Annotated in this window: 14 protein-coding genes; 11 read left to right on the top strand and 3 right to left on the bottom strand. The window is 65.4% G+C overall.

Going from position 1 to position 12,344, the window contains the following annotated elements:
• The first annotated feature begins 176 nt into the window (after window positions 1-176).
• The 6 genes from E3T41_RS18165 (at window position 177) to E3T41_RS09570 (ending at window position 4,862) form a co-directional block, all read left to right on the top strand.
• Window positions 177-335: a hypothetical protein gene (locus tag E3T41_RS18165; protein ID WP_194088210.1), complete on the top strand. Its 159-nt coding sequence runs from the start codon at window positions 177-179 to the stop codon at window positions 333-335.
• Window positions 336-361: 26 nt separating this feature from the next.
• Window positions 362-571 carry a hypothetical protein gene (locus E3T41_RS18160; RefSeq protein ID WP_194088209.1) on the top strand — a complete coding sequence of 70 codons (210 nt, stop codon included), beginning with the start codon at window positions 362-364 and terminating at the stop codon, window positions 569-571.
• On the top strand, window positions 498-932 hold the full coding sequence (locus tag E3T41_RS09590; protein WP_370257426.1) for a tyrosine-type recombinase/integrase: 435 nt from the start codon (window positions 498-500) through the stop codon (window positions 930-932). The genes E3T41_RS18160 and E3T41_RS09590 overlap by 74 nt, the downstream gene beginning before the upstream one ends.
• Window positions 933-1,445: 513 nt before the next feature.
• Window positions 1,446-1,739, top strand: coding sequence for a hypothetical protein (locus E3T41_RS09585; protein ID WP_134478301.1), 294 nt, complete (start codon window positions 1,446-1,448; stop codon window positions 1,737-1,739).
• Between the two features lie 787 nt (window positions 1,740-2,526).
• A complete protein-coding gene (locus tag E3T41_RS09575) occupies window positions 2,527-4,032 on the top strand; it encodes a GntP family permease (RefSeq protein ID WP_166791533.1) in 1,506 nt (501 codons plus the stop codon).
• Window positions 4,033-4,037: 5 nt separating this feature from the next.
• A complete protein-coding gene (locus tag E3T41_RS09570; protein ID WP_092448214.1) occupies window positions 4,038-4,862 on the top strand; it encodes a DeoR/GlpR family DNA-binding transcription regulator in 825 nt (274 codons plus the stop codon).
• A gap of 11 nt (window positions 4,863-4,873) precedes the next feature.
• On the opposite strand, the gene E3T41_RS09565 is transcribed toward E3T41_RS09570, so the two are convergent.
• The 3 genes from E3T41_RS09565 to E3T41_RS09555 form a co-directional block, all read right to left on the bottom strand.
• Window positions 4,874-6,331, bottom strand: a complete 1,458-nt coding sequence (locus E3T41_RS09565; RefSeq protein ID WP_241991104.1) for a four-carbon acid sugar kinase family protein — start codon at window positions 6,329-6,331, stop codon at window positions 4,874-4,876.
• Window positions 6,328-7,101: an SDR family NAD(P)-dependent oxidoreductase gene (locus tag E3T41_RS09560; RefSeq protein WP_092448216.1), complete on the bottom strand. Its 774-nt coding sequence runs from the start codon at window positions 7,099-7,101 to the stop codon at window positions 6,328-6,330. The genes E3T41_RS09565 and E3T41_RS09560 overlap by 4 nt, the downstream gene beginning before the upstream one ends.
• Before the next feature lie 80 nt (window positions 7,102-7,181).
• A complete protein-coding gene (locus E3T41_RS09555) occupies window positions 7,182-7,886 on the bottom strand; it encodes a FadR/GntR family transcriptional regulator (RefSeq protein ID WP_092448217.1) in 705 nt (234 codons plus the stop codon).
• A 124-nt stretch (window positions 7,887-8,010) separates the two neighbouring features.
• Here E3T41_RS09555 and E3T41_RS09550 point away from each other — a divergent pair, with 124 nt between their 5' ends.
• The 5 genes from E3T41_RS09550 to E3T41_RS09530 all read left to right on the top strand — a co-directional run bounded on the left by E3T41_RS09550 (window position 8,011) and on the right by E3T41_RS09530 (window position 11,871).
• A complete protein-coding gene (locus E3T41_RS09550; RefSeq protein ID WP_198416404.1) occupies window positions 8,011-8,841 on the top strand; it encodes an ATP-binding protein in 831 nt (276 codons plus the stop codon).
• A gap of 7 nt (window positions 8,842-8,848) precedes the next feature.
• Window positions 8,849-9,250, top strand: coding sequence for a tyrosine-type recombinase/integrase (locus E3T41_RS09545; RefSeq protein ID WP_166791532.1), 402 nt, complete (start codon window positions 8,849-8,851; stop codon window positions 9,248-9,250).
• A 492-nt stretch (window positions 9,251-9,742) separates the two neighbouring features.
• Window positions 9,743-10,036 carry a helix-turn-helix domain-containing protein gene (locus tag E3T41_RS09540; protein WP_369828626.1) on the top strand — a complete coding sequence of 98 codons (294 nt, stop codon included), beginning with the start codon at window positions 9,743-9,745 and terminating at the stop codon, window positions 10,034-10,036.
• The gene (locus E3T41_RS09535) at window positions 10,033-11,280 is read left to right on the top strand and encodes a type II toxin-antitoxin system HipA family toxin (RefSeq protein ID WP_134478295.1); all 1,248 of its coding nucleotides are present in this window, start codon (window positions 10,033-10,035) and stop codon (window positions 11,278-11,280) included. Before E3T41_RS09540 ends, E3T41_RS09535 begins: the two co-directional genes overlap by 4 nt.
• Window positions 11,281-11,460: 180 nt before the next feature.
• A complete protein-coding gene (locus E3T41_RS09530; RefSeq protein WP_166791531.1) occupies window positions 11,461-11,871 on the top strand; it encodes a tyrosine-type recombinase/integrase in 411 nt (136 codons plus the stop codon).
• Window positions 11,872-12,344: the final 473 nt, after the last annotated feature.

The following is a 12,344-nucleotide window of genomic DNA, read 5'->3' as shown; positions in this document are numbered from 1 at the left end:
CGTTGGAAGCCAGCTCTCAACGCCTTCGCCATCACCTTCCACGACCGCTGGCCGAACGCAGAATCCTACTAATGAAAAACGCCGGAAACACCGTTAACGAGACACACCCTCCGCTTCGGCGTGGTTCGAGTCGTGGGTGGCGAATGTGGGTTACGCCCGTTTCTATGGAGCTGACAATGACGCAGCGGCAGGCTGTGACGATAAAGAAGGCGCTCGCGTATCGGAGGGCAGACCGGGCTGGCAAGGGCCGGATCCTGACCGAGCTGGTGGAGCTGATGGGGTGGCACCGCGACTACGCCGGGCGGGGCGAGCACCGACTTATGGGCCAGCTGTGACACGGGCTCTGGTGAGGTGCTGGGCGGTGCTGCAGGCGCCGGCAGGGAAGCGCCTCGCACCGATGCTGGGCGTGTTGGTGCCGCTATTGCGTCGCGATGGCGAGCTCGACCTCACCGACGACGAGGCGGCTCTGCTGGTGCGGATGAGCGCGGCGACGATCGATCGCCGCCTCGCTCCGGAGAGGGCGAAGCTGCTCTCCCGCGGCCGGTCCCATACCAAGCCGGGACACTGCTGAAGTTGCAGATCCCGATCCGCACCTGGGCCGACTGGGACGACGCCGTGCCGGGATTCGTGGAGATCGATTTGGTTGGCCACGAGGGCGGGAGGCGCAGAACCGGCGCGGCGCGTATGGCCGCTGCAAGAACCTCGTCAAGCGAGCCGGACTCCCCGCCCGAACCCACCCGCACACGATGCGGCACGCCGCCATCACGGCCGCCCTCGACGCCGGCGCGTCACTCCGCGACGCGCAAATATTCGCCCGACACAGCGACCCCCGAATCACGACGCGTTATGACCGGGGCCGGCAAAACCTTGACCGGCACGCCGCGCACCTGGTGAGCGCTTATATCGCTGGAGGAAGCATGCCCGCGTCGTGAGCATCCAGCGACGTAGGCGGCGGTATCGTCGGGGTGCGGCATCCGCTTAATAGCAAGCAACTGAAGTTCGGGGCAGGGGTGCCATGCAATCACGCACTTGTGTCAGCGAGATTTCACTCGGTGCCCGCCATTGACCATCGCCTCGCTAAAGATCTGCGCAATATTGACAGATATAGTCCGACATGGGACCATATCTGCATGCATCTATCTACGTCTCAAGCTGCGACGGAGCTGGGGGTTACCGCCCGGCAGGTGAGGCGAGCGGTCGTGAGTGGTCGCATAGTTGCTACGAAGTACGGCACCTCCCACGCAATCTCCCAGCGTCAGGTTCAGGCCCTTGAACGCACAGCGCACCGGGGCCGCAACTGGACAGACGCGGTGCAGAAGGCCGCTCTTGACCTACTCGCCACGGGGAAGACAACTGAGTTGAGCAGCACCGAACGGAGCCGACTGAAGCACCGCGTCCGGAGCTTGGACGTAGGCGCGCTCGCGGGCCAGGTCCTTCGGGGCCGGGTGTCGCTGAGACGAGCTGCAAGCGACGCGGCCAAGAGTCGTTTCGTTTCCGTGCTGGCCAGTGAGCTTAGCCTCTCCGCTGGCGGCGGACTGGGCGTATTGGTCGCACATGACGCCAGCCGCGCGGCCAGAAGATCTCGTCTGGGCCTCGATGACTCCGGCGATATTGCTGTCGTTGAAGGCGACGAGGTGCACCGCCGAGTGCTTGAAGCCCTGGCTCTCTACACCTACGGCGATGCGCGCGAATGCTCAGCCGCGACCCAATGGATCACCTCTGCCCAGGAAGCCCTATGAATGACCGCCCGCTGATCAAGATTGACGCTCGATCGAGCAAATGGGAAGAACCACCCTGGCCGTCGGCCTTCGAGCTCGCGCGCCTGCTTCCGCAGAGCTCATGGACACTCGTTGGTGGCCTCATGGTGAAACTTCATGCTGAGCTGGCTAGACTGCCGGCCCCGCGCACGACTGTAGACGTGGACTCTGCCCTTCACCTCGAAACCCGGGCGATCACTTTTGCCCAGGCAGCCACACGTTTGCAGGGAGCTGGCTACGTCCTGGATGCAACAACCAAACACGCATATCGTTTCGATCGAGGACCAGATCGCGTGGACCTCATGTGCTCAGACCGCCAATCCGCGTGGAAACGCCCCCGCGACGACGGCCGCCCGCTGTTCGGAATCCCCGGAGGGACCCGCGCACTGCAGCAGACAATCAACATTGATGCATTGACCGAAGCGGACACGAGGCCTCCACGGCTCTGCGGTCAGCCCGCGGACGTGCCGCTTGGCAGGGCGACCGCACAATCGGGCAGCAGGACCCCGGCGCGGTCGCCGTCCTGCGCTTCGTCGAGAGCCTGCGGGTCGACTAGCTTCGCTGATCGAGGAGCGAGTTTGAGAGCGATCGAGATTGAGAAGTCGGCAGGTCGGGATCTCTCGCCTCGAACTTGCGTAAGCGATGCGCCTAAGTGGATGAAGTGCGCAATGTGAGCCACCAAGTCGCTTGCTTTGCGCATCTTCATTAGACATACTGGAAAAGTCCGCGCACTGCTGCCGGGCCTCGCCCTGCTCAAGGAGATATCACTGTGGATATAAGACTCATCGCCGCTCTCGTTCTAGGGATTGCGACGATCATCGTTCTGGTGCTCCGCACCCGCCTGGACGCCTTTGCAGCCCTCCTCGCGGCGGCTCTGGTAACCGGCTTCGTTGCCGGCCAACCGGCCCTCGAGATTGTCACCGCCATCACCACCGGGTTCGGAAACACCCTCGCGTCGATCGGTATTGTGATCGGGCTGGGAGTCGGAATCGGCAAGATCCTCGAAGTCTCCGGCGCAGCAAAATCACTGGCACAGGCGTTCCTGAAGCTCTTCGGAAAGGGCCGCGAACCCTGGGCCATGGGCAGCGTCGGCGCCATCGTGTCGGTTCCTGTGTTCTGCGACGCGGGCTACGTCATCATGAACCCGCTGGCCCGTTCAATCGCGCGGGTCAAGCGCGGGGGCTACGTGACCATCGCCCTCGCCCTCGGCGCCGGCATGACACTCACCCACCACCTCGTGCCCCCGACCCCCGGTCCCCTCGCGGTGGCCGGCATCCTCGGCGCCGACCTCGGCATGGTGATCATCGTCGGCGGCATCTTCACCGTGCTGCTGCTGCCCGTCGTGGTGGTGTATGCCAAGTGGGTCGGTCCCAAGCTTGAGTCCGCGGTGACCCCGGCGGTTCGCCAGGCCGTGTACGGCACTGCGGCCGTGACACAGCAATCGCACGGCGGCAGCGCGACGACGGCCACCGCAACCCTCGAGCGTGATGCTGACTCGACCGACGCCGGTGCACTCTTTGCTGAGCTCGACGCCGATGAAGAGCCCGACCTCGGCACGCCGCCCGCCGGCGCCAAGCCGCATCGCGTCAACGCTCTGCTCGCCGCGCTTCCCCTCGCCCTGCCACTTCTGCTCATTCTGCTCAACACGGTGGGAACCGCCGTTGACAAGAGCACACAGGGCGCGCTCACGGGCGACTACACGCCCTCCGACTGGGTCATTCCCCTCGCCTTCATCGGTAACCCCGTGATCGCCCTCATCATCGGTATGCTGCTCGCCGTCTACGTGCTCCTCCCCCGCTGGACGCCGCGCGGCAAGGTCAACGGCTGGCTCGCCGAGGCCGCAGCATCCGCTGGACTCATTCTGCTCATCACGGGTGCCGGCGGCGCGCTCGGCCAGGTTCTGCGCACCTCCGGAGTCGGCGACGCCCTCGCCGAAGCGATCGGATCCACCAACCTGCCGGCCTTCCTCATCCCGTTTCTCATCGCGACCGTCGTGCGCATCGCCCAGGGCTCCGGTACCGTCGCCATGATCACTGCAGCCGCCGTTTCCGCTCCGTTGGTCACAACCCTCGGCATCGACCCCATCGTCGCCGTTCTGGCCTGCACCGCTGGTTCAATGGTGTTCAGCTACTTCAACGACTCCTACTTCTGGGTCGTCACAACCTTCACCGGTCTCGAAGGCACGAGCGCGCTCAAGGGCTGGTCGGGCATTACCACCGCCATCTGGGCCGGATCCATCCCGCTTTTGTTCCTCGCGAACCTGATCCTCGGCTAACGCTCATGGCGACCAGGCCCAGCAAAACGGATGCCCCGGCGCCGACCGATTACCGACGCGGCACCAGGGCGAGGCATGAACGACTCCTCGCTCTGGTGCGCGCCGGATCGACGGGGGTCGACGAGCTCGCGACCGCACTCCAGATCTCACGGTCCACCGTGCGGCGCGACCTGGCCCACCTCAACACCACCGGGGACATCACCCGCACCTACGGCGGCGCCAGCTCTGCCCCGCCGTTTAGAGAGCGTGAACTCAGCGACCGCGTCACCGTCGAGCACGCGGCAAAAGTAGCGATTGCTGCCCGCGCCGTCGAACTCGTGCCGCCAGGCGCCACCATCTTTCTCGATGCCGGGTCTACCTGCGGGGAAGTCGCTCGGCAGCTCTGGCACACCGAGGGCCTCACCGTGGTCACCCGAAGTCTCGATAGCGCGCTGTATCTCGCATCCGCTCCCGGCGTCGATGTCGTCGTCACCGGCGGCCGGGTCGCCCGCACCAGCCACGGGCTCGTGGGGCCACTCGCAGATCTCGCCCTCGGTCGCTACATGGTGGACGTCGCCTTTCTCGGGGTCGACGCCGTTGACCCCGTCGATGGCGTCGGCGAGCCGACCCTGTCTGAGGCTCAGGTTAAGGACACCGCGGCCCGCCGCGCGCGCCGCGTCGTCGTTCTGGCCGATGCGAGCAAGCTCGCCCGCGGCGCGGTACCGGCCTGGGCGCCACTGCCGCACGGGTGGACCCTGATCACCAACGAGGTCGACGACGACATCCTCGACCGTTACCGGTCGGAGGGTGTCGCCGTCATCTCGGTCAAGGTGGGCGCCGAGCCGCGCTGATCGAAGCGGGACTACTCCGGTGCCACACCAAACGCGCTGAGTGTGCGCACGACGGCGAGGAGCGATTCATCGTCGCCGACGTTGCCCGCAAACACGATGTAGGGGATGCCGGCCGCTGGCCCGTTCACCGGCTGCCAGAGCGAGACGATGCCGGGCAACATGGGTCCGCGCACGATCGCGTGGCGAATCTGCAGGCCGAGCGCGGCGACATCCGAGGAGGTGATACCGCCCTTGGCGATAACGAACCGCGGACGGGTGCGCGCCACCACCCCTTGCACCACCTCGACAACCGCGGCCGAGACTGTTCGGGCAATTTGCAGACTGTCGGCCGGGTCCGTCGAGCTCACCAGCACCCGGCTGGTCTGCAGGATAACGTCGGCGCCCGCAAGAGCGTCTACCACCCGGTCGACAACCACACCCAGGTCGGCCGGCGAATCGGGCGAGAGGAGCCCGGCAACGTCGATCTCAACCACCTGGGCCGCCGAGTGCGCGCTCGTGAGGGCGTCGAGCTGGCGAGTGGTCATGGCTACATGCGAGCCCACGACGATCAGGCCGCCCGCGCGGGCCGGAACGGTGTCGCCGAAGGCATCCGCTGCGCTGAGCGGTTGGCGTACGTCCTGGCCGATGCGCGCCCGCACAAACGGCGGACCCACCCGGTAGATCAGTCGTTTGCCGCGGCGCTCTGCTTCGTCAAGGCCGAGGGCCAGCAGGCGCAGGTCATTTTCGGTGGCCGCGTCGACGACGATCGGGGTTGCATCGGTGGCGGGCTCGATCGCGGCTGCGATCGCTCCGGGCCCGGCGCGCAGGATCGCCAAGTCGATGCCGATGACGGCCGAGGCCGGCAGCCGTCCGCCGCTTTTTTCCTCGACGTAGTCGGCCAGGCGCGAGTGCGCGAAGGCGAACGTTGCGTCCCGGGCGAACTCGGTGTCGGCGATGGGAGTGAGCTCGTCGGCCGCGGAGCGCATGTAGTGCACCCCGCCGATGGTCACCCGCCCGGCATCAGGAAAGGCGGGGACGATCACCACGCCATCGGTCTGCACCCCGGCACGGCTGCGCAGCGTCTCGGCGATGACGTCGGGTTCGAGCGGAAAGTGACCACGCAGGGTTGAATCCCCCCGGCTGACGAAAGCCAGCGCAACCCCGTCGGCAGCGGCGAGCGCATTGGTGACGACCTGGCGGTTGCGCTCGGCGGCCGCGTTGGGTTCGAGGCTGCGCGTATTGGTGAGCACATAGATCGCCGGCGCCCCCAGGCCGAGCGCCCAGCGAAAGTCCGAGGGCTCCCAGTGGGTGAGGACCGGCAGGTCGGCTACCGACTGGGTTCCGGTGGGGTCGTCATCGAGCACGATCAGAACGCGACCGGTTGCGGCCACCGCGGCGGCGACATCCTGAGCCAGCACTTCCACTTCAGCGGGGAACCCCGCCAGCAGCTCCCGGGCGAGCATCCGCCCTGCGTCGTCGGTGGGGCTCATGAAACCTGCAGCCCACCGTTGATGTCGTAGGTCGCTGCGGTGATGTAGCCGGCGTCTGCACTCAACAGAAAGGCGATAAGCGCGGCGACGTCGTCGCGGGTGCCGACGCGTCCCATGAGAATATCGGCGGACATAGCGTTTTTGCGCTCGTCCGAGAGGGTGCCGCCCATGATGTCGGTGTCGATCGGGCCGGGAGCCACGGCGTTCACGGTGATGTTGTGCTGGCCCATTTCGCGGGCCAGGGCGCGTGTGAAGCCGATGATGGCCGCCTTGGAAGCGCTGTAGGCGACCTTGGAGTAGGTGCCGCCACCGCGCTGGGCGGAGATGGAGGAGATGCTCACGATGCGGCCGAGCTGACGCTCGATCATGCCGGCGAGCACGCGCTGAGAGACCAGGAACGAGCCGCGCATGTTGATCGCGAAGACGCGGTCCCAGGCCTCAACGGTTTCATTCATGAATTCGGTGGGCGAGCTGATTCCGGCGAGATTCACGAGGCCCACGATCGGCGGCATCGCGGCCTCGATTTTGGAGATGGCCGCGTTGACCGAGTCCTTGTCCGAGACATCGGCAGCGACGCCAATCGCACGGATACCGCGAGCCGCCGTAATCGCGGCGGCCGCCTCTCGCGCAGCATCGCCGTCAATGTCGACGATGGCAATCGACCAGCCGAGCGAGGCGAGCTTGTCGGCCGTTGCCCGGCCGATTCCGCGTTCGGAGGCGGCACCGGTCAAGACTGCGGTGCGGTCGGTGGGAAAAGTAATGTCGCTCACGGGTCATTCCTTCGGTCGAGGGCCCACTTCTGTGTGGACCGCACCACCAGCCTAATAGATATCTGACGTCTGATGTCGAGTTAGGACTGCGCTTGGATGAAGTTCTCGTAGTCCGCAAAGGTCTGCTGAATATGCGCTTCCATGGCGCGGCGCGCCTCATCGGGGTTGCGGCTCGCAATTGCCGAGCGCACGATTTTGTGATGCGCGATGGCGTGTTCCTGCACCTCAGTGAAAGCGGATGTTTCCCGCCGCAGCGTATAGAGCAGCTGGCCGAGTTGTCCCATCAGAGCGGGCACGAAGGGGTTGCCGCTGGCCGCGAGGATGATGTCATGGAACGCGAGATCGTTCCGGGTGAGGCGTTCGAGGTCGCCGTCCACGTAAGCGGCTTCCATTTCGGCGATCGTCGCATCGAGCGACACGAGGTCGCTGTCCTGGTGGTTGCGCGCTGCCAGCTCGGCCGAGCCGGTTTCCACCATGCGCCGCACCTCGAGCAGCCGCAGCGGCACCTCGGAACTGCCCAGGTCGTGCGCGGCGGCGCGCAGGATCGCGTCGAGGCTCGACCAGTCCGAAGGTGGGTTGACAAAGGTGCCCAGCCCACGCCGGACCGAGACAATCTTCTGTGCCTGAAGGGTCTTGATCGCCTCGCGGGCCGTCAGGCGGCTGACGCCGGCTTCCTCGGCCAGAACCGCCTCCGGAGGAAGCATCTCATGCGCCGCGAACACCCCCCGCAGAATCCGGTCGAGGAGACTCTCCACCAGGTCATCGACCAGCGATATTCGACTCATGAAACCTATTCCTTCGTCCCGGCGCGGCGTCGGACTCTCGGTTCAGTGTATCGAGCCCCCTGATTGCGCGTCGATCGCGGCGCGAGCTTGCTCCCTCGATTCAAGGCTGGCCTCGACCAGCGGGGTGGGTGCGGCGGGCGTCGGCGAGACCGAGATCGACCTGGAAGGGTACGTGCAGGAGATTGTGGCCTCCGGCTTTCCGGGAATTCGATCGTTGCCCGGTCGCGCACGGCGTCTTCGCCTCGACGGCTACGTCCAACGCGTCGTAGAGCACGAGGTCGTGGACGAGGGGATGCTGCGCAGGCAACCGGCGCAGCTGAAGTCTTGGGTGGCGGCATACGCCGCAGCGACCGGCTCCACGGCAACCAGCACCACTATTGCCCAAGCTGCCTCCTCTGGCAGCAATGTTCCCGCACGATCGACGACTGAGCGATATCGTGATGCCCTCACTCAGCTGTGGCTCCTCGATCCAGTACCCGCGTGGCATCCAGGCAACGGCTTTGCACGGCTGAGCTTGTCCCCTAAGCACTTTCTGGCCGACCCAGCGCTTTCCGCGCGCCTTCTCGGTCTCGATGAGCCGCGGCTCTTGGCTGGTGCGAGGACCAAGATGCTCGGGCCTCAGGACAGAACGGCGCTGGGCGCCCTATTTGAGGCGCTCGTCGCACTCAGTCTGCAGACCTATGCGCAAGCCGCAGAAGCCGTTGTCGAACACATCCGCACATCACGCGGAGACCACGAAATAGACTTCCTGCTTCACCGAAATGACGGCACCAATATCGCTGTAGAAGTAAAACTGACCGGCGCCCCAGACAGCAGCGACGTACGCCACCTTCTGTGGCTTAAAGAGCAACTCGGAGAAGACCTCACCGACATGATGCTCATTTACACCGGTTCACACGCGTACCGCCAGCAGGACGGCGTTGCCGTCGTGCCACTGGCGCTGCTCGGCCCCTAATCCAGCTGTGTATCTTCGACTCACGGGCAAAGGCAACAAGGATGCGATAATACCCCGACCGGAGCCGGTGCTGCGCGCCCTCCTCGCAGCCGCCGGCGACCGGACGACCGGCCCCGTGGTGCTCACCAAGCGCGGCAAGGCACAGAACCGGCGCAGCGCGGACGGCCGCTGCAAGATCCTCGTCAAGCGAGCTGGCCTTCCAGCCGGAACCCACCCGCACCCGATGCGGCACGCGGCCATCACGGCCGCGCTCGACGCCGGCGCACCACTTCGCGATGTACAAATATTCGCTCGGCACAGCGCCCCACGCATCACTACGCGTTATGACCGGGGCCGGCAAAACCAAGACCGGCACGCCGCGCACCTGGTGAGCGCTTATATTGCTGAAGGAAGCATGCCCGCGTCGTGAGCATCCGCTTGAAATGAGGGCCCGCATGAGGCTGGTTGAAGGCAGCCATGTTGCGGCCTCGACGTCGATCGCTGGTACCTCGCGCCTCGACCGGGAGATCATTCAATGGATTCACGGTCATGCTCGCTCTTCTAATGCCCGGACCAACCGGGAGTGCTGTTGGTCGGTGACGCGGCCCAGAGCCCGGGCGTTGCTGATGGCTTGGTTTAGAAGTCGACTGGGAACGCCGCTCTGAATCCCTTGGTCGATAGCCGTAGGAACGGTGACCGTGCGGATCCCCTCCCACCAGCCGATCTGGTCCGGAACGAGGTCGTCACGATGCAGAACATCGATGGGCCTACGGTTGGCGAGTTGAACAGTTTCGCCCGTGGGGACGCGTGCCGACACCAGCGGTCGTCGCGAGATTATGGCCTCCACACAATGGCTAGTGCATCACCCACTAATTGCTATAATGGATTCGATACTCGTCAATAATGTCGGAGGTGTCACGTGGTGACAGAACTGCCCAGTGCCATCATCAGGTCCGCACGCGAGATCGGCCTGGACTTTGCCGGCTGGCGGAAGATTCTTGGACTCACGGCCGCCCAGGTCGCAGACCGCGCCGATATTACGAGAGACACGCTTCGTAAGCTTGAGCACGGCGATCCAACCGTGAGCTTCCACGTCGTGCTGCGCGTCTCCCGCGCCCTCGGCCTCCTCGAGACGATCACCGAGGCACTAGACCCGCTCGACACCGATCTCGGTCGCGCACGCGCCGGCCAGCTCGAGAGGAAGCGCATCCGATGACCGTCTACGACGCACTCGAAGTGCATCTTGAGCTGGCCGGCGAGACGCTGCTTGCTGGCCGCGCGCAGTTTCACCGCAGCCGCGGCACCCTCACCTCGACGACTTTTCAGTACGACCAGGCATATCTCGCTCACACCTCGGCGTACCAGCTCGACCCCGCCCTACAGCTCGTCTCCGGCACCCAACAGACACAGGGCCTGCCTGGAGCATTCTCCGACTCGGCGCCGGATCGCTGGGGACGCAACCTCATCAAGAAGCGAGAGCGAGCCCTTGCGGGACTCGAGTCTCGCCGGCCACGTGATTTCGACGACGCGGACTTCCTGGCCGGGGTCAGCGACTTTACCCGCCAGGGTGCGCTGCGATACCGTGCTGAGTCGAATGCGGAGTTCCTCGATCCCGGCCACACCGTGCCGCGGCTACTGCGCCTTCCGGAACTTCTCCATGCAGCCGACACCGCTTCAAGTGATACGGGCCCCGACGGTTACGAGGCCGTGAAGTTGCTCCTGGCAGCTGGGACCGGCTCCCTCGGCGGCGCTCGGCCCAAAGCAGCTGTGCTCGACAGCGACGGCCGCCAGCTCATCGCGAAGTTCCCGCACCTTGAAGACGACTGGGACGTTATGGCCTGGGAAGCCACGGCACTGGACCTCGCCGCTTCGGCCGGAGTGACTGTTCCGCCCCGAAGGCTCGTTCGTGTCGAGGGGCGGCACGTGCTGTTGCTCAATCGGTTCGACCGCACAAAGACGGGCGACCGCATCGGCTACACGAGCGTGATGACTATGCTCGAGCACCGTGACGGAGATCATGCCGACTACGTCGACATCGCCGACATCCTTGCCGAGGTCAGTGCCCAGGCGAAAGAAGACTCGCGCCAGCTGTTCTGTCGCGTCGCAGTCAGCGTCGGGCTGAACAACACCGATGACCACCTGCGCAACCACGGGTTCCTCCACGGCCGCGGAGGATGGACGCTCAGTTCGGCGTTCGACGTGAACCCGAATCCGAATCCCGAGCTCCGCCAGACCACGATCGCGGGTGCCGACTCACCCGCTGACGAATCCGCAGGACTCATGGAGCTCGCCCGCGCCTGTCGGCTCTCCGCAGCCGAGGCCAGGGCGGTACTCGCTAACGTTGCCAACGAGATCACCAGGTGGCGAGACATCGCTATCGGCAACGGCGTGCCACAGTCGCAGCTCGCCAAGTTCGAGGAGTCATTCGCGAATGGCGTCAGCACCCTGAGAACGGCCTGACCTGGCTGCTACCGACCATCCAAGCGCAGAGGACCGCTGTGCCGGACCGTCGGGCCGCCATGGTCGGCATGCGCTTGTGTCGAGCCCGGGACTGCCTTGGCGGATGAAACACTCGCCCAGAGCGACGGAGAACTCACGCCCCTGGTCAGGGTTGGATGGGGGCACTTTTTGGTGTCTGTTGTGCGGCGTATATTCGCGGCGGCGTCGTGCCCGAGCGACGGCGCCTTGTTTGCACTCATGGGACGGATGGGCCTCCGCGTGAGCGAGGCCTGCACTGTGCAGATCGAAGACTTTCAGGACGAGGTCCGCGGACACCGCGCGCTTCGACTGACGGGCAAAGGCAACAAGGACGCGACAATGCCACTACCGGAGCCGGTGCTGCGCGCCCTCCTCGCAGCCGCCAGCGACCGAACCACCGGCCCCGTGGTGCTCACCAAGCGCGGCACGGCGCAAAACCGGCGCGGCGCGTACGGCCGCTGCAAGATCCTCGTCAAACGACCCGGCCTCCCCGCCGGAACCCACCCACACACGATGCGGCACGCAGCCATCACGGCCGCCCTCGACGCCGGCGCACCACTTCGCGATGTATAAATATTCGCCCGACACAGCGACCCACGCATCACGACGCGCCATGACGCCGGGGCCGGGGCCGGGGCCGCCAAAACCTGGACCGGCACGCCGCGTACCCGGTGAGCGCGTACATCGCCGGAGGAAGCATGCCCACGTCGTGAGCATCCGCTTGAAATGAGGGCCCGCATGAGGATGGTTGACGGCAGCCATGTTGCGGCCTCGACGTCGATCGCTGGTACCTCGCGCCTCGACCAGCGGGTGGTGGCGGCATCGTCGGAGCTGCGGCATCCGCTCTGATTCCGCTCGGACCGCCTATTGCGACGCGGGTGCGCGTTGACCGTTATCGCGACGGTGCGAGACCGAGTCATCAAAAGGGATGCCGCACTTCCCCGCCTTCGGAAGGCTCGAATTTACAGTCTTCGGCTTCGTTAGCTATGTCGTAGCCCGCAGTACCACCGCAGGCGTCTAAGCAGTAGAGGCACGGAGGCCCGTTG

Origin of the sequence: Cryobacterium sp. Hh38 (genome assembly GCF_004403235.1) — a bacterium.
Lineage (GTDB): Bacteria > Actinomycetota > Actinomycetes > Actinomycetales > Microbacteriaceae > Cryobacterium > Cryobacterium levicorallinum.
Note: the sequence above shows the minus strand (reverse complement) of the source record. Positions and strands in the feature narration are given on the sequence as shown.